The organism is Achromobacter sp. 77 (assembly GCF_020541125.1).
Taxonomy (GTDB): Bacteria; Pseudomonadota; Gammaproteobacteria; order Burkholderiales; family Burkholderiaceae_B; genus Achromobacter; species Achromobacter mucicolens.
On sequence record NZ_CP059848.1, the window covers coordinates 2,055,985 to 2,071,464 of the forward strand.

Consider the following 15,480-nt stretch of genomic DNA (forward strand, 5'->3'; position numbering starts at 1 on the left):
ATTCCTTGGTGAAAGAGGCAGATGTCAGGCCCGCTGGGGCGGCCGGACCCAGGGCGCCCACAGGAGCGAAAAGGCGACCCCCAGGGCCACCGCCAGCCCGAAGTTGGCGATGGCGGGCGTGTGGCTGAGGGCAAGCAGTCCGAAAGACAGCAGCGTCGTGACGGCGCCCAGCAGAATGCCGACGAGGCTGGCGGCGGCGCCAGCGACGCGCTCGTACATGAAGATGGCGTAGTCCACGCCGATGGCCGACACCAGCAGCAGGCCGAAGAGGCTGAAGAGCGTCAAGGGCTGGCCCAGGTAGCCCAGCGCGGCCAGGCTGCAGGCGGTGGCCGCCAGCGGCACGGCAAGGATGCGCCAGGTGGCGGCGCGTCCCAGCGTCAGAAGCAGCAGCACGGCCGCGGCCACGTAGGACAGCAGCTTGAGTTCGGCGGCTTCGACCCGCGTGGCGGCGAACATGCGGTTCAACTCGCCGCTGCGGTCGACCAGCGTGACGCCCGGCGCGGCCTGCGCGATGGTTGGCAGCGCGGCCGGATCGGTCAGGCCCAGCAGCGAGATCATGCCCGCGTATTCGCCGTCGTGCTGGCCTAGCCACAGTGCGCGCCAGCGTTCGGCCTGCGGGCCTTGCAGCGCGCCATCGATGGTGACGACTGGCAGCGCCGCCAGCGACTGCAGCTCCTGCGTCACGGACTCGAGCGGAATGCCCAGGTCCGTCATGGGCTTCCACACTTGCGGTAGTCCGGCCAGCTCGGCCAGGCGGCGGCCCAGGGCCTGCTGGTCGGCGGCGGGCGACACAAGCTGGCTGAGCGCGTTGTAGGTGGCCAGGCCGCCCCGCTGGACCAGCGTGTCGAGCGCTTGCGCGACCCGCGCCTGGCGGCGCAGCAGTTCGTCGGGATCCGGTGCGCGCACCAGAAAGAACTGGCTTGTGGGCACAAAACCGGTGATCTCGCCGATCTGCCGGGCCTGCTGCATCAGCGGCGCCGGCAGGCTCAGCCATTGACGCAGATCGTCCTGGATGCCCAACCGCGCGATGCCGCCCGCCGTCATCGCCACCAGGACGGCCGCCCCGGCCCACAGAAGGCCGCGCCGGGCGCCCAGCCGTTCGCGCGTGGCGAGCGCGGCCTGGGCAAAGTGAAGCAGCGGCAGCCAGGGGCGCGGCTGCCAGCCCCGCATCCACGCCGGAAGCTGGCACACGGTGCAGGCATACGCGCCAAGCAGGCCGGCCGCCGAGAACACGGCGGTCTGGGTCAGCGCCGGAAACGGCGTGAACGCCAGCGCGACGTAGCCCACCAGACTGGCGGCCAGGCTGATCGTCAGGCCGGGCAGCACGCGGCGCAGCGCGGGCCATGCTTGCCAGTCCGGCATCCCGAAGCGCTTGCCCAGCCAGTGCATGGGAAAGTCGACCGCCACCCCGATCAGGCTGGCGCCGATGACCAGCGTCAGGACGTGGATCGAGCCGAACACCGCGACGCACGCGACCGCGCCGGTCACGAGGCCCACGGCCACCGGCACGAAGGCCAGCAGCACGCGCCAGCGGCGCAGCGCCAGCAGCAGGACGAGCACGATGCCGATCGTGGCCCCGGACCCAATCCAGCTGCTTTCGGCGACCGCCTGCGCTTTGCCGGCGGCCGCGTACAGCGCGCCGCCCGCCACCAGCATCTGGGCGCCGCCGGCCTGCAGGGCCTCGCGGTCCTTGGCGATCTGCGTGGCGATGCGTTGCGGCGCATCGGCGTCGAACGCGTCGCCGCGCGTCTCGGCGCGCACGAGCACCCAGCGTTTGCCGTTTTGCTGCGCCTGCAGCGTGCCCGAGCCCATGTCGTAATGCACGGGTCCGCCGGGCCTGAGCGATTGCTCGGCTCGGCGCGTGAGCCCCAGCCAGTCTTGATCGGCGGGCACGAGGCCCGACGAGGAGAAAGGATCGGACAGCTCGCGCGCGCGGCGCTGTGCGAATGCGGCGGGATCCGTCTCAAGCAGTTGGCGGTCCGCCAGCGGCAGCATCGCCAGGCGGCCGGCCAGCAGTTGTTCGCGCAGGGCGGCCAGGTCCACATTGACTTCCACCTGCACGACCGAAAAGAGGCCGCTATCCGACCAGCGTTTGGCAAGCAGGCGCGCCGGCTGCGCGGGGTCGGCGCCATCCGGGGCAGACACCAGCGCGATGAGCTGGCGCGACAGCGGTTCCTGGATGCGGGCCTCGGCCAGCTGGCGCGTGGCGTCACTGGCGCTTTGCGGCACCAGCTCCATCAGGTTGGCCGACACCGGCCAGCCATTGCGGCATTGCCAGGCGCCGGCAAGCAGCACCAGCAGCAGCCCCAGCTTGAAGAGGCGGGGCAGCCAGCGTTCAGTCCGAGAATGCACGCTGTTCCTCGGGCGTGAGCGCATCGGCCGCAACCGCGCCCGTCATCTGCAGGACGCTGCGGTCGCCTTGCGTCTCGCGCAATTCGATGCGATCGACCAGCGCGCCGCCGTCGATCTGGATCGTGCTGAAGATCTGCTTGAGCAGCGCCGACCGCGGCGTCAGCGTCAGTTTCCAGGCGGTCGCCTCGCCCGTCAGCGCCAGGTCGAAGTTCTCTTCGAGCCCGCGCGTGTCGCCAGCCAGGACCGACAGGAACAGCTGGTTCTCGCGTCCCGCGCCGGTGTGCTGGGGCAGCGCCTGCCAGGCGCCCGATTCGTCGCGGCGCGCGATGCCGTCGGCGTTGATGCGCAGGTCCTGGGCGATGGGCGTACGCAAGCGCCACAGCAGGCCCTTGCCCGCGGCCAGCGTGAAGTCGCCGCGGCTGGTCAGGGGTTGGGGCAGCGACCGCAGGAATTTCTGCTGGACGAACTGGCCGCGCACGATCGGCGTGGCGCGCAGTTGCTGTTGCAGGGCGTTCAGGTCGAACGCCTGGGCGCTCAAGGGCAGCAGCGCCATCGCCAGCAGAAAGAGAAATCGGTTCCAGCGCCGCGACAGGGTCAGGTGCTGGGGCAGGGTCAGGCGCATGTCGCGGTCTCCTGGGATTGAAGGGCGCGTTGGACCGCATCAACGAAGACGTTGGGCGAGGTCAGCTGCATTTCGCGGCTGGCCAGGCACACGGCGACCTGCTCGGAGGTGGCCCGGGTGAGCCGCTGGCCCGTGGCAGCGTCCTGGATGAGGTAGTTGATCTTGAGGCGGTGCTCCCATTCGACCAGTTCGGCGCGCACGACCAGGCGTTGGCCGAACTGCGCGGGCTGGGCGTAGCGCAGATGCAGGTCGATCACCGGCCAGGCGTAGCCGCTCGCCCGCATCGCGTCGTAGTTGTGGCCGATCCGGTCCAGAAGCTCGCAGCGCGCCTGTTCCAGATATTTGACGTAATGGCCGTGCCACACGACGTTGATTGAATCGACATCGAAGAAGGGCACACGGATTTCGACTTGCGCGCCGATCGCGCCACGTTTACGCATCGTCTTTCCAGAAGGGGTAGAAGTTGAACCACTGCAGCGGCGCGTCGCGGCAATGCGCGGCCAGACGGTCGGCATAGCGCTGGGTCCAGACGGCGATCTGCGCCTGCCGGGTCGCGCGCGTCCATTCGACGCGCTCGGTCAGGCGCTCCATCGAGACGCGATAACGGCCGCCGTGGCGGGTGCAGCGCAGCAGGTTCACGGGGCAGCCCAAGAGGCCCGCCAGAAGCCATGGGCCCTGGGGGAACAGGGCGGTGGCGCCCAGGAATTGCACGGGCACCGTGCGGTCGCCGCGCAGCGGCACCCTGTCGCCGGCGATGGCAAGCCATTCCCCGCGCTCCAGGCGCTCGGCCAGATCCAGCATGACGGCGGCATCCAGCTCGCTGACCTGGATCATGCGCAGCCCGCCGCCGGCCTCGTCGAGCAGGCGGTTGAAGTTCACGGCGTGCTTGCTGTGCACCAGCACATTGAGCCGCAGCGCGCCGGTCTGCTCCGCAAGCGCGCGGCAGATTTCGAGGTTGCCCAGGTGCGAGCCCACCAGGATCTGGCCGCGGCCGTGGCCCATCTGGCCATGCAGGCCGTCCGGGTCCGCGATATCCAGACGCGCCATCGTGATCTTGCCCTGCCATACGTCCAGCTTGTCCAGCATGGCGGTGGCGAAGGCGAGGTACTGGCGGTACACGGGCAGGGCGCGCGGCAGCGGCGCGGCCAGTTCGCCGGAGGCCGCCACGCGAGACTGGTACACCGCGATCGCGCGCCGAGCGCGGGCGCCAAACGCGTAGAAGTACAGCACCACCACCCAGACCACGGGGGCGACCGCGCGCCGTCCCAGCCTGCGCGCGGCCCAGGCCGTCAGGCGCATCAGCACGGGGCTGCCGCGTTCGCGCTGCCCGGCCCAATGCGGATCGGCCACGCTCATGGCTGGGCGCTCCGGGACACGCGGCGCCACAACAGCGCCGGCGACCGGGCCAGCATGCCGAAGAACAGGCGCGCGTGCATGCGGCTGATCAGCACGTTGTCTTGCAGGCCCTTGAAATGCGAAATGCCGCCCTCGGGGTAGACCACGCGCGTCGGCAGCCAGGCCATGCGCACGCCGCGCCAGTGCAGCCGCACCAGCACGGCAATGTCGAAGTCCATGCGCTGGCCGACGTGGGCGCCGTCGATCACCGGCAGCACGGCTGCCAGCGGGTAGACGCGAAACCCGCACATGGCGTCGGGGATGTCGAGCGACAGGGTGTTGATCCAGACCCACACGCGGGTCAGCCAGCGGCCGTAGAGACGGCTGCGCGGCACGTCGTCGCCGTACACGGGCGCGCCGCAGATCACGGCGTCCGGCTGCTCGCGCGAGGCTTGCGCGAATAGCGGGATGTCTTGCAGCGCATGCTGGCCGTCGGCGTCCACCTGCAGGGCATGCGTGTATCCCAATGCCAGCGCGGCCCGCAAGCCATCCTGCACTGCGGCGCCCTTGCCGCCGTTGACGGGGCGGCGTACCAGGTGGGTGTCGGGCCGTTCGGCCAAGGCGTCCAGCACGGCGGCGCATGCGGGGGCCGAGCCGTCGTCCACCAAAACGCAAGGCAGGCCTTGCGCGGCAAGCTGTGCGACGACCGCGGCGACGGTGCCGCCGTGGTTGTACACGGGCACGACCGCGCAGAGCTTATGCGGCGTCATGGCTTGCTCCGTGGAGAATGCGCCCGGACGAGCACGGCGCGTCATTCACCGTGAACGTGAAGTAGAGCTTCTGTTTGGCGGTATCCCATTTCAGCGTCAGGACGGCGGCGTCGCCCGGACGCAGCAGACGCTGGAACTTCAGCGCTTCCATGCCCGCGAAGTTCAGGCCGGGGTGCAGGTCGCGCTGGGCAAGCGACATGGCCCAGCTGATCTGCGCCACGCCCGGCACGACCGGCGCCGCGGGAAAGTGTCCGCTGAAGTAAGCCAGGTCGTAGGGAATGTCCAGCGTATAGCGGCGTTCGTTGTCCGGTTGGCCGGGCAGGCCAGCCGGGATGGCGGCGGGCGCCACGGGGCGCGGGCCGGCCGCGGCCTCGAAGTCGGCTTGCGGCAATTTGCCTTGGGCGTTGGCGGGCAGGTGGGGCAGCAGCCGCCAGGTGCGCGGAATCGCCAGCGATTCGAAGCGCGCGGCCAGATGGCCGCGAAGCGCGTCCACCACGGCTTTGCGGCCCTGGTTGCGCAGTGCATGCAGGCCGTGGGCCGACAGCGCAACGAGCGCGGCCAGGCGCGTGGCGCCGGCGGCCTTGCCGAGCCGGACGTCGGTCGCGAAGGCATGTTCCATCAGCGCGTGTTCGATCATGGGGAGCGACACGCGCTTGTCTTCGATCTTCATGATGCGGTCCAGCCTGCCGAGCAGCCGGAAACCCGTCGCTGTAAGCTCGGCGCCATCGGCGGTCTGCGCCTCGCTGGACTGCACCCAGGGCGACGACACGCGCAGCGCGCCTGCGTCGTTCAGGTCGACGCTGACGCCCGGCAGCGGCTGCCAGTCGGTGTCGCCGGTGCGCCAGGCGACCGCGCCCGTTTCAGAACTGCCGTAGATCTCGGTGGGGCGCAGTCCGAGCGAACGTTCGATGTCGTCGGATACGTCAAGCGGCAGCGCGCCGCCCGACGAATGGATGCGCGTCAGCCGCCCGCGCAGTTGCGCCGCGTCCAGGCGCTGGCCCAACCGGCGCAACAGCGCGGGGCTGGCGATCCAGGCGAATGTGGGAAAGCGCAGGCTGGCCTGTTGCAGGTCTTCGGGGTACAGCCGCTGGCGGCGGTCGATCTGGCGGCCCGCGCAAAGCGGCCACAGCACGCGAAAGGGCAGTCCATACATATGCTGGGCGGACACGCTGCCCAGCACGGGCGTGTGCGTGTCGGGCCATTGGCGCTGCAAGGCGTCGATCTCCGCCGCAAGCTGGCGCCATTGCTTGACGATGTGCTTGGGCGCGCCGCTGGAGCCCGATGTGCACAGCACCAGCGTCACCGATGCATCCAGTTCGGCCGGCGCGAGCGGCGGCTGGTCCAAGAGGTCCGCCAGCCGCCATTGCCGCGCGGCAGGCACGGGCAGATCGGTGTCGGTCAGCCACGCATCGACCGTACCGTCCAGGCCGTTGCAGGTCTGGCCCTGGTTGTCTCCGGGCAGGACGGCCACGACGCCCGCGCGCCAGCACGCGAACAGCGCGCAGGCCAGTTCCGCCGCGTCGTCGAACCACAGCGCGGCGCGGCGCACCGGGCGCGCGCGCAACGCGCCCGCCACGGACAGGGCGTTCCGCGCAAAGACCTCACGGGTGATCGCCGGGCCATCCGCGATGGCGGCGTCCATGGCGCCAGGGGCGGGCATCAGCAGGCGGGGCAGGGGCGTCCAGGCCATGGCTTCAGGCGGCCTTCGCGGCGGCGGGGCGCACCAGCCATTCGCCGGCGGCCATCATGCCCATCAGCACGTAGCTGGCGCAGCCGTTGTAGGCCACCCACCAGCTCCACGGCGCCCAGGCCGCCAGCGCGGCGGCGATCGTGCCGTTCAAGGCGAAAAACACGCACCAGGCGCGGGTCACGTTGCGGGTGTAGCGCACGCCCTCGGGCGGCAGATCGGGGTGGCGCAGGCGCGCCAGGCGTTCCACCACGGGCTGTCCGGCGCGCAGGCTCATGCCGAAAATGGCCAGCATCATGGCGTTGACCAGCACGGGATACCAGCGCAGCCAGCTCTCGGAATTGGTTACCGCCAGGATCAGGCAGAAGACCAGTGCGGCGGCGGGCAGCAGCTTGTCGCCGGGCTGCGCGGCGCGCGCGGTCAGGCCGCGGGCCAGCCACAACAGGGCCAGCGGCAAGGCCAGCCAGGCGGCGTTCACGCGTCCCAGCATCGCATACACGACGAAGGGGTAAGCCACTGCGGCGGCGGCCAAGGCGGCCGCAACGCCACGGTTCATGCGGCCGGGTCCTGCTTTTGCCACATGGCCTGCACGACGTCTTCGACGGTGCGGACCGTGCGGAAGTCGTTGGCGTCCAGCTTGCGGCCGGTCTGGCGGCGCACGTGGTCGATGAGGTCGATCGCGTCGATGCTGTCGATTTCCAGATCGGTATACAAATGCGCGTCGGGCGTGATCCGTTCCGGTTCGATTTCGAACAGTTCGACGAGGGCGCCGCGCAGCGTGTTGAAGATTTCGTCGCGGGTGTGCATGGTGACTCCGTATGCGTCAGTCGCGGCGTTGCGCAGTGACAAATGCCGCCAGGCTGGCAATGCTGGCGAAATGCTCGCGCATGTTGCGCGTTTCGGGATCGATGGTGATGGCGTAGCGCTTTTGCAGCGCCAGGCCCAGCTCCAGCGCGTCGACCGAATCCAGGCCCAGTCCGTCTCCGAACAGGGCGGCTTCGCGGTCGATGTCGTCGGGCGTGATGTCTTCGAGCCCGAGGGACTCGATGACGAGCGTCTTGAGCTCAAGTTCCAGTTGATTCATCCAGCTTTGACTCCACTTGCGCCGCCGTGGGCGGCGGCGCGTTCATTGGGGCGCCCTGTGGCGCCTGCGGCGCCAGCTTGGCTTCGAAATAGGCGTGCAGGTAGGCATTCATCTTGCGGCCGGCGATCGGCAGCGGATGCGCCTGGCTCCAGGTCGCCGGGTCGATGTCTTCACCGACCTCGATGACGTAGCGCATGCGCGAGGGCGGAATCCGGTACCAGGGCTCGCCCTTGGTGAGGCTGCGCGGATTCATCCGGATCACGACCGGCGTCACGACCTGCGCGCCGCGCAGCGCAATGGCGCATGCGCCGCGATGAAACTGCGGCATGGCGTCCGGCGGCGTGCGCGTGCCTTCCGGGAAGACGATCAGGGTTTCGCCATTGCGCAGCACATCAGCCGCGCGGTCGAACATGTCGAAGCTTTCGTCATTGGTGATGTATCCGGCATTGGCCACGGGGCCGCGGGTGAAGGGATTCGTGGCAAGGCCATGCTTGACGATGCAGTTGGCGTTCTTGACGTGCCCGACCAGGAACACCACATCCAGCAGCGACGGGTGGTTGGCAAGAATCATCTGGCCCGGCCGGCCCAGGCGGTCGGCGCCCTTGAATTCCACGGTCAGGATGCCCACGCGCACCATGAACCGGATGAACAGCCTGAAGGTGCCATTCAATGCCCAGCGGGCCCGGCGTTGGCGGTCCTGGCGGTCGCCCGGCAGCAGGCGCTGGGGCGGAAACACCATCAGGCGCAGCAGCACGCCGCCCACCCCGAACATGGTGAAGGCCATGCCGGTGGCGACCAGGCGCCAAAGCCAGAAATCTTGACGAACTTGAGCCGGGGAGGTCATGCGTTACGTGTCCAGGTCCATTGGCGGCTGCGGTTGGCGTGCCGCCAGCTTGGGGTCTGCAGCGTCAGGTGGCGGACCAGATTCAGCGGATTGGGCCACACTTGCGGCGCCGCACCGCCGTCGCCAGCCGGATCCATCGAGAGCGCCCAGTCCGTGCCCGGGCACAGGCGGAACGCGGCGGCGTAGGAAAACGGCGCATCGGCCACCCAGGGCGCGTACGGGCGCGGCGGCACTTCCTCGGCCAGCACCACCAGCACGTTGTCATGCCCCTGGCCGAACAACAGGGCGGCTTCGAGGAAGGCGTGCTCCAGGCCGTCGTCCTCGACGGACAGCGCCACGGACTCGGCCGTTTCGCGGCGTATGATCGACCATTGCGCGGCTATCGCGTTGTGCACCGACAGGCCAAATGCCGTGGGCGACAGCGGCTCGTCCGCCGCCAGCGACTCAAGCAGTCCGAAGTTGCGCGTGGTTTCTCCGTGCCGCGAGGCGAAGACGAACGGCATGTCCGGGTATCCGTCGGCAAGCGGCCACGCGCACGCAAACACCCCGCGAGCCAGAGGGCTGAGGCGGCGGCGCTGCATGGGGGGCAAGAAGTCGAGGCGGGCGGCGGCCTGATCTCCGAGGGGGCAATACGGGTGTTCCGCCCAGTGCTGCCAACTGCTCGGGTCTTGAAATCCTGGTGTCCAACCTTGCCAATGCGCGATGGAGAACGTCAACATAGCGCGCGATTCTACTATGGCAAACTCGGCTCAAACTGTTTTGAATGGTTACACATCACACAAATTGGCTTAGATTTCTCGCATTATTTTCTAAATAGTTACGTTCTCCGTTGGATATTCAGGAACTTTTAATCTGGTGGGCGGATCAAAGCGCCGCCTCTCTATATAGCCCCGAGCAGCTGTCCGCCGAAGACGCTGCCCGAGCGGCTGCGATCCGCAGCGGCAAGGCGCTGCGCGACTGGAAGGCCAGCCGCGCGCTGTTGCATGACGTGCGCAGCCGCCAGCCCGATTTCCGCCCGGCCTCGCTCAGCCACAGCAACGGCCACGCCATCGTGGCCACCGCCCCGGCTGGGTGGAAAGTCGGCGCCGACCTCGAGGCAATCTCTTCGCGCGACGTGCAGGGGCTGGCCCAGTGGGTGTGTTCGTCCGCCGAACGCGACCTGTTGGCGGGGCTGCCCGACGAGGCGCGCCTGCTCCGCTTCTACCAGCTATGGACATTGAAAGAGGCCTTCATCAAGGCCGCCGGCCTGGATTTTCCGGCTGACATGGCATCGGTGGGCTTGTGTCTGGGGCCGTCCGGTCTGACGCTGCGCCCGCCCCCGGGACGCTGGCGGGCCTGCTCCTATCGGGTGGGCGCCGGCTGGATGGCCTCGGTGGTGTGGCAGGCCCCAGAAGGATCGGCAGGGGACTTCGCGCAACCCGTGTGGACCGGCGCGGCCGGCTGTCGGCTGCCGGATGTCCTGATACAAGGTTGTTGGCTGCCCGATACGACTTGAAACCGCCCTGACGTTTCGCTGCTCGCATTTAAAGATGTATTATGAATATATGTTTAAAGGCGATCCTGTTCGCCATTCAAGGAGCAGTCGATGTTGAGCCCCCAAATCCGCGAGCTGGTCAAAGCCACGGCCCCCGTCCTGAAGGTCCATGGCGTCGCCTTGACCAAGCACTTTTACGCGCGCATGTTCCAGCACAACCCGGAACTCAAGCACGTGTTCAACCAGGCCCACCAAGCGGGCGGCGCGCAGCAGCACGCGCTGGCCGGCGCGGTCACCGCCTATGCCGAGCACATCGACGATCCCTCGGTGCTGATGCCGGTGGTGACGCGGATCGTGCACAAGCACGTCAGCCTGGGCATCCGGCCCGAGCACTACGCCATCGTGGGCAAGCATCTGCTGGCTTCCATTCGTGAGGTGCTGGGCGAAGCCGCCACCGACGAACTGGTGGACGCGTGGGCCGCGGCGTACGGCCAATTGGCCGACCTGCTGATCGCCGAAGAGGCCCGCCTGTATGCGGAATCGGCCAACAAGCCCGGCGGCTGGACCGGCTGGCGCGCGTTCCGCGTCGTGGGCAAGCAGCCCGAAAGCGCCGAAATCACCTCGTTCTACCTCGCCCCGGCCGACGGCGGCACGGTCCCGGCTTACCGGCCCGGCCAGTATGTGTCCGTGCGCGTGTTCGTGCCGGAACTGGGCCTGATGCAGCCGCGCCAATACAGCCTGTCGGACGCGCCCGGCCAGGATCGCCTGCGCATCTCCGTCAAGCGCGAGCCGGCCGGCGACCAGACGCCGGCGGGCCGCGTGTCCAACGCGCTGCATGACCGCCTGGAAGAAGGCGGCGTGCTGGACGTCGCGCCGCCGCAGGGCGATTTCCACCTGCGCGAGGACGGCGATGCGCCCGTCGTGCTGCTGAGCGGCGGCGTGGGTCTGACGCCCATGGTGTCGATCCTGAACCATCTGGTGCATGCCAATGACGCGCGCCAGATCCGCTTCGTGCACGGCTGCCGCAATCGTTCGGTGCACGCCATGCGCGACCACGTGAACGACATCGCGGCAAAGCGCGCCAACGTGCGCAAGGCGGTGTTCTACGAAGAGGTGGGCCATGGCGACCAGGCCGGCCGCGACTACGATCACCAGGGGCGCGTCGATCTGCACGCCATTCGCGACGAGGCCATCGTGCCGGGCGCGGACTACTACTTGTGTGGCCCGGCGGCCTTCATGCGTGCGCAGCGCGAGGCGTTGCTGGGGCTGGGCGTGACCGAAGACCGCATCCACGCCGAAGCCTTCGGCACCGGCGGCGTCGCCGGCTGACCGGTGTATCCTGGCGGCCCGACGTTTCCGGGCCGCCCGGTCCACATGTCCTGACCACCATGCAACTGAACCGATTCACCGACTTCGGCCTGCGCGTCCTGATGTATCTGACGCAATGCCGCGACCGGTCCGCAGCCGTCACGATCCCCGAGATCGCCGACCGCTTTGGCCTGTCGCGCAATCACCTGGTCAAGGTCGTGCATTTCATGTCGCAGCGCGGCTGGGTCAGCACCACGCGCGGCAAGGGGGGCGGGCTGAGCCTTGCCCGTCCCGCCACGGAATACCGCGTCGGTGATCTGGTACGCGAGCTCGAGCAGCAGGGTCCGCTCATCGATTGCCGCGAACCCCCGTGCGCGCTGGACGGCGTGTGCCGGCTGTCGGGCGTGCTGGCGCAGACGCTGCAGGCTTTCTACGACACCCTCAATGGCTACACGCTGGCCGATCTGGTCCGGGAACCGACCGCCGCCGCGATCATCAAGCTGCACCGCGTCGCCTGAATCGGAGACATGATGTTTGGTTATGGCCCCTGCGGCGTTTGGCATTTGCCGGCGCGGGGGCGGCCGTTACAGAATGGCCGTGTTCGCGGTCTACTTGGATAACGGTATGCGCGTTTGCGTAATTGGCGCCGGCGTCGTCGGTGTGACGTCGGCCTATTTCCTGGCGCGCCAGGGTCATGACGTGGTGCTGGTCGACAGCCAGCCCCGCCCGGCGGAAGTCTCCAGCTATGCCAATGGCGGTCAGCTCAGCTACAGCTATGTGGCGCCGCTGGCCGGGCCCGGCGTGCTGCCCAGCGTGCCGGGCTGGCTGCTGCGCCATGATTCGCCGCTGCGGTTCCGGCCCCGCCTGGACCCGCATCAGTGGCGCTGGTGCCTGCAATTTGCGCTGGCCTGCCGCGCCTCGGTCGCCAAGGCGTCCACCGCCCAGATGCTGACGCTGTCCTACCTCAGCCGTGATGTCATGCACTCGTTGCTGGAACAGGAAGACCTGGCTTTCGGCCACCTGAAGAACGGCAAGCTCATCGCCTACCGCAGCCCCGACCTGCTGGAAAAGGCGCGCGCGCTGGTGGCGTACCAGGCGGCGCACGGCGCGGACCAGCAGGTGCTCGATGCCGCCCAGACCGTGGCGCGCGAACCGGCGCTAGCCGGCATGGGCACCAGCCTGGCGGGCGCCATCTATACCCCCAGCGAAGAAGCCGGCGACTGCCGCCAGTTCACCGAAGCGCTGTTCGACCGCCTGCAAGGCCTGGGTAACGTGCAGTGCGCCATGTCCAACCCGGTGTCCGGCCTGCAGCGCGAAGGCCGCCGCATCGTCGCGGTCAACACGCGCGACGGCGACATCGGCGCCGACGCCGTCGTGCTGGCCACGGGCATCGGCACCCGCGCCTTGCTGGGGCCCCTGGGCCACGACGTGCCGCTGTACCCCCTGAAGGGCTACAGCCTGACCGTGCCGCTGGCAGACGACGACACCGTGGCGCCGCGCATCAGCGTGACCGACTACGAACGGCGCATCGTCTACGCCCGCGTCGGCGGCGTGCTGCGGATCGCGGCCATGGTGGACATCGGCAGCAACAACGCCGACATCGACCCCGCTCGCGTCGGTCTTCTGAAAAAACAAGTGCTCGAAGCCTTCCCGCAACTGGACCTGCGCCAGGCCATTCCGTGGGCGGGCCTGCGCCCGGCCACGCCCACCGGTAAGCCGCTGATCGGCCGCAGCCCGGCAGCCGACAATCTGTGGCTGAACGTGGGGCAGGGGGCGCTGGGGTTTACCTTGGCCTGCGGCAGCGCGGCGTTGCTGACGGCGCAAATGGGCGGCCTGGAGCTGCCGCTGGATCCGGCGCCGTTCAAGCCCTGAACCTCGAAGCGTGAACGCGGCGCCGGCAAGGGCAATGTCCATTTTGCGATAGCACATGCCATTTCGTCGGCAGACGGGCTGACGCGGGCTCAATAGGATGACGATCACTCCTTCGCCAGACCGCATTCTTGCGGGCGCGAAGGAGCCGATCCCTCCTTCGAGCCTTCCACCATGTCCTATCTGTTTCCGTTGTTCGCCATCCTGTTCTGGGCGGGCAACGTCATCGTCTCCAAGATGGCCGCCAGCGCCATCTCTCCCACCGCCATCACCTTCTACCGCCTGCTGCTGGCGCTGTTCCTCATGGGGCTGTTCACGGCCCGTCCCGCGTGGCGCAATCGCAGGGTCATCCTGCGGCACTGGCCGAAGCTGGCGCTGTACGGCGCGCTGTCGTCGGCGGTTTTCCAGGCGCTGTCGTACCGGGCGGCCGAAACCACCACCGCCACCAACATGGCCATCCTGACGGCGCTGATTCCGCTGCTCAGCATGCTGGGCAGCGTCGTGATCCTGCGCGATCCGCTGACGCTCGGCATGGCCGCGGGCGGGGCGTTGTCGTTTCTGGGACTCTTGTACCTGGTCGGGCAGGGCGACATGCTGAGCGTGTTCCAGCATGGCGTGCACGTGGGCGACGGCCTGATGCTGCTGGCCGCGTTGTCGTACGCGCTGTACGGCGTGCTGCTGCGCCACTGGAAGGTGCCGGTGCCCGCCTGGCAGTCCACCTTTGTGCAGTCGATTTTTGCGCTGATCTATATGCTTCCGCTCTACCTGCGGGTGCCGGCCGCCCAGGCCGCGCTGGACACCAATACCATTCCGCTGATCCTGTACGCCGGCATTTTCTCGTCGGTGCTGCTGTCGTACCTCTGGATCGAAGGTGTGCACCGCTTGGGCCCGAACCGCTGCAGCATCTTCATCAACCTGCTGCCGCTCTTTACCGCGCTGGCCGCTTTCGTGATGCTGCGCGAGCACCTGCAGCGCTATCACGTCCTGGGCGGCGCGGTCACGCTGGCGGGCGTGCTGCTGGCGCAGACCGTGCAGCGGCCGCTGTTTGGCGCCGGGCGCGCGCTGGCGGCCGGCAAGGCGTAGCCCCGCCGTTCACGGGCGTTCAAGACAGGCGCCCGCCGCCGACGCATAGTGGCCGCTTTGCGCGGTGAGGCGATGAGCATTTTTCAAAAGACCACAATTGCGCTGGCCCGGAGCCCGGCGGTCGGCCTGGCGATGCGGGCGATGGCCGCCCGGACATCGCTGGCGCGCCGGTTCGTCGGCGGCGCCGGCGTGGACGAAGCCGTGCGCACCGCCGTGAGACTGCGCGAGGCGCACGGCATCCGCGCGTCGCTCTTCTATCTGGGCGAGTACGTGGCGGATCGCGCCGCCATCGACCACAACGTCGGGCAAGCCATCGACGCCTGCCGGGCGTTGGCGGGCGTGGGCCTGGACGTGCATGTCTCCGTCGACCCCACGGCCATCGGCTACATGCACGCCGACGCCCTGGGCGAGGAAAACGCGCGCCGTATCGGCAAGGCGGTGCAGGCCGCCTCGCGCACGGGGCGGGACTGGCTGGTGCTGGACATGGAAGATTCCGGCATCCGCGATCGCACCTGTGCGCTGCACCGGACACTGCTGGCCGAGGGCCTGCCGGCGGGCCTTACGCTGCAGGCGCGGCGTCGGCGCACGCCCGAGGATCTGGCCTGGGCGATCCGGGAGCGCACATCGCTGCGGCTGGTGAAAGGCGCCTTCCCCGAGCGCGCGCTGGACCACGCGGGGCGCGCGCGCATCGACCAGGCCTATCTGGACGCGGCGTCCATCATGTTGTCGCGCGAGGCCCGCGAATCGGGTTTTTACCCGGTGTTCGGCACGCACGACGACCGGCTGGCCGGGGCCATCGTCGATCTGGCGCGCGAGCGCGGCTGGCCCGCCGAGGGATTTGAATTCGAAATGCTCTACGGCGTGCGTCCGGACTGGCAGATTGCGCTGCGCGGATTGGGCTATAACGTCAGGGTTTATCTTCCGTTCGGCGCGGACTGGTGGCCGTATGCCATCCGCCGCGTCGGCGAAAATCCTCGCAATGCGTGGCTCCTGGCCCGTTCGCTGACCTCGGACGGGCATTACTTCGGATAGCCGCGACTGGCTGGCGCAAC

The 15,480-nt window shown here is 68.7% G+C and carries 17 protein-coding genes; 6 read left to right on the plus strand and 11 right to left on the minus strand.

All coding sequences use genetic code 11. The features are described 5' to 3' along the window. Positions 1-24 precede the first annotated feature (24 nt). From H4P35_RS09460 to H4P35_RS09510, 11 genes are read right to left on the minus strand one after another with little or no spacing between them, the layout of a single operon-like run. Complete coding sequence (locus H4P35_RS09460; protein ID WP_226848735.1) at positions 25-2,352, minus strand: MMPL family transporter; 2,328 nt, start codon at positions 2,350-2,352, stop codon at positions 25-27. Continuing rightward, the gene (locus H4P35_RS09465; protein WP_226848737.1) at positions 2,336-2,974 is read right to left on the minus strand and encodes an outer membrane lipoprotein carrier protein LolA; all 639 of its coding nucleotides are present in this window, start codon (positions 2,972-2,974) and stop codon (positions 2,336-2,338) included. The genes H4P35_RS09460 and H4P35_RS09465 overlap by 17 nt, the downstream gene beginning before the upstream one ends. Further along, positions 2,965-3,414: a thioesterase family protein gene (locus H4P35_RS09470; protein ID WP_056316008.1), complete on the minus strand. Its 450-nt coding sequence runs from the start codon at positions 3,412-3,414 to the stop codon at positions 2,965-2,967. Before H4P35_RS09470 ends, H4P35_RS09465 begins: the two co-directional genes overlap by 10 nt. Continuing rightward, positions 3,407-4,330, minus strand: a complete 924-nt coding sequence (locus tag H4P35_RS09475) for a glycosyl transferase (protein ID WP_152383997.1) — start codon at positions 4,328-4,330, stop codon at positions 3,407-3,409. The genes H4P35_RS09470 and H4P35_RS09475 overlap by 8 nt, the downstream gene beginning before the upstream one ends. Further along, positions 4,327-5,079 carry a glycosyltransferase family 2 protein gene (locus tag H4P35_RS09480; protein WP_152383998.1) on the minus strand — a complete coding sequence of 251 codons (753 nt, stop codon included), beginning with the start codon at positions 5,077-5,079 and terminating at the stop codon, positions 4,327-4,329. Before H4P35_RS09480 ends, H4P35_RS09475 begins: the two co-directional genes overlap by 4 nt. After that, positions 5,066-6,769 (minus strand): AMP-binding protein, encoded by a 1,704-nt coding sequence (locus H4P35_RS09485; protein ID WP_226848739.1) that lies wholly within the window; start codon positions 6,767-6,769, stop codon positions 5,066-5,068. Before H4P35_RS09485 ends, H4P35_RS09480 begins: the two co-directional genes overlap by 14 nt. A 4-nt stretch (positions 6,770-6,773) precedes the next feature. Continuing rightward, positions 6,774-7,322 (minus strand): hypothetical protein, encoded by a 549-nt coding sequence (locus H4P35_RS09490; protein WP_142049508.1) that lies wholly within the window; start codon positions 7,320-7,322, stop codon positions 6,774-6,776. After that, positions 7,319-7,573 carry an acyl carrier protein gene (locus H4P35_RS09495; RefSeq protein ID WP_056316019.1) on the minus strand — a complete coding sequence of 85 codons (255 nt, stop codon included), beginning with the start codon at positions 7,571-7,573 and terminating at the stop codon, positions 7,319-7,321. The genes H4P35_RS09490 and H4P35_RS09495 overlap by 4 nt, the downstream gene beginning before the upstream one ends. 16 nt (positions 7,574-7,589) lie before the next feature. Next, positions 7,590-7,850 (minus strand): phosphopantetheine-binding protein, encoded by a 261-nt coding sequence (locus tag H4P35_RS09500; protein ID WP_056316022.1) that lies wholly within the window; start codon positions 7,848-7,850, stop codon positions 7,590-7,592. Next, positions 7,831-8,694, minus strand: a complete 864-nt coding sequence (locus H4P35_RS09505; RefSeq protein ID WP_152384001.1) for a 1-acyl-sn-glycerol-3-phosphate acyltransferase — start codon at positions 8,692-8,694, stop codon at positions 7,831-7,833. The genes H4P35_RS09500 and H4P35_RS09505 overlap by 20 nt, the downstream gene beginning before the upstream one ends. Continuing rightward, positions 8,691-9,413 carry a beta-ketoacyl synthase chain length factor gene (locus tag H4P35_RS09510; protein WP_180100229.1) on the minus strand — a complete coding sequence of 241 codons (723 nt, stop codon included), beginning with the start codon at positions 9,411-9,413 and terminating at the stop codon, positions 8,691-8,693. Before H4P35_RS09510 ends, H4P35_RS09505 begins: the two co-directional genes overlap by 4 nt. 110 nt (positions 9,414-9,523) lie before the next feature. Here H4P35_RS09510 and H4P35_RS09515 point away from each other — a divergent pair, with 110 nt between their 5' ends. The 6 genes from H4P35_RS09515 to H4P35_RS09540 all read left to right on the plus strand — a co-directional run bounded on the left by H4P35_RS09515 (position 9,524) and on the right by H4P35_RS09540 (position 15,460). Next, positions 9,524-10,189 (plus strand): 4'-phosphopantetheinyl transferase superfamily protein, encoded by a 666-nt coding sequence (locus tag H4P35_RS09515; RefSeq protein ID WP_226848741.1) that lies wholly within the window; start codon positions 9,524-9,526, stop codon positions 10,187-10,189. Between the two features lie 90 nt (positions 10,190-10,279). Then, a complete protein-coding gene (gene hmpA, locus H4P35_RS09520) occupies positions 10,280-11,497 on the plus strand; it encodes an NO-inducible flavohemoprotein (protein ID WP_062841836.1) in 1,218 nt (405 codons plus the stop codon). 59 nt (positions 11,498-11,556) lie between these two features. Continuing rightward, on the plus strand, positions 11,557-11,994 hold the full coding sequence (locus tag H4P35_RS09525; RefSeq protein ID WP_056316034.1) for an Rrf2 family transcriptional regulator: 438 nt from the start codon (positions 11,557-11,559) through the stop codon (positions 11,992-11,994). 106 nt (positions 11,995-12,100) lie between these two features. Continuing rightward, positions 12,101-13,348, plus strand: coding sequence for a D-amino acid dehydrogenase (locus H4P35_RS09530; protein WP_179688802.1), 1,248 nt, complete (start codon positions 12,101-12,103; stop codon positions 13,346-13,348). A 171-nt stretch (positions 13,349-13,519) separates the two neighbouring features. Beyond that, positions 13,520-14,428, plus strand: a complete 909-nt coding sequence (locus H4P35_RS09535) for a DMT family transporter (protein WP_062841835.1) — start codon at positions 13,520-13,522, stop codon at positions 14,426-14,428. Positions 14,429-14,500: 72 nt separating this feature from the next. After that, complete coding sequence (locus H4P35_RS09540; RefSeq protein WP_226848743.1) at positions 14,501-15,460, plus strand: proline dehydrogenase family protein; 960 nt, start codon at positions 14,501-14,503, stop codon at positions 15,458-15,460. Positions 15,461-15,480 lie beyond the last annotated feature (20 nt).

What these genes read in the sequence shown, in the direction of transcription:
- H4P35_RS09465 (WP_226848737.1), bottom strand. Translation starts at nt 2,974, where the DNA reads ATGCGCCTGACCCTGCCCCAGCACCTGACCCTGTCGCGGCGCTGGAAC.
- H4P35_RS09470 (WP_056316008.1), bottom strand. Translation starts at nt 3,414, where the DNA reads ATGCGTAAACGTGGCGCGATCGGCGCGCAAGTCGAAATCCGTGTGCCC.
- H4P35_RS09475 (WP_152383997.1), bottom strand. Translation starts at nt 4,330, where the DNA reads ATGAGCGTGGCCGATCCGCATTGGGCCGGGCAGCGCGAACGCGGCAGC.
- H4P35_RS09480 (WP_152383998.1), bottom strand. Translation starts at nt 5,079, where the DNA reads ATGACGCCGCATAAGCTCTGCGCGGTCGTGCCCGTGTACAACCACGGC.
- H4P35_RS09485 (WP_226848739.1), bottom strand. Translation starts at nt 6,769, where the DNA reads ATGGCCTGGACGCCCCTGCCCCGCCTGCTGATGCCCGCCCCTGGCGCC.
- H4P35_RS09490 (WP_142049508.1), bottom strand. Translation starts at nt 7,322, where the DNA reads ATGAACCGTGGCGTTGCGGCCGCCTTGGCCGCCGCCGCAGTGGCTTAC.
- H4P35_RS09495 (WP_056316019.1), bottom strand. Translation starts at nt 7,573, where the DNA reads ATGCACACCCGCGACGAAATCTTCAACACGCTGCGCGGCGCCCTCGTC.
- H4P35_RS09500 (WP_056316022.1), bottom strand. Translation starts at nt 7,850, where the DNA reads ATGAATCAACTGGAACTTGAGCTCAAGACGCTCGTCATCGAGTCCCTC.
- H4P35_RS09505 (WP_152384001.1), bottom strand. Translation starts at nt 8,694, where the DNA reads ATGACCTCCCCGGCTCAAGTTCGTCAAGATTTCTGGCTTTGGCGCCTG.
- H4P35_RS09510 (WP_180100229.1), bottom strand. Translation starts at nt 9,413, where the DNA reads ATGTTGACGTTCTCCATCGCGCATTGGCAAGGTTGGACACCAGGATTT.
- hmpA (WP_062841836.1), top strand. Translation starts at nt 10,280, where the DNA reads ATGTTGAGCCCCCAAATCCGCGAGCTGGTCAAAGCCACGGCCCCCGTC.
- H4P35_RS09525 (WP_056316034.1), top strand. Translation starts at nt 11,557, where the DNA reads ATGCAACTGAACCGATTCACCGACTTCGGCCTGCGCGTCCTGATGTAT.
- H4P35_RS09530 (WP_179688802.1), top strand. Translation starts at nt 12,101, where the DNA reads ATGCGCGTTTGCGTAATTGGCGCCGGCGTCGTCGGTGTGACGTCGGCC.
- H4P35_RS09535 (WP_062841835.1), top strand. Translation starts at nt 13,520, where the DNA reads ATGTCCTATCTGTTTCCGTTGTTCGCCATCCTGTTCTGGGCGGGCAAC.
- H4P35_RS09540 (WP_226848743.1), top strand. Translation starts at nt 14,501, where the DNA reads ATGAGCATTTTTCAAAAGACCACAATTGCGCTGGCCCGGAGCCCGGCG.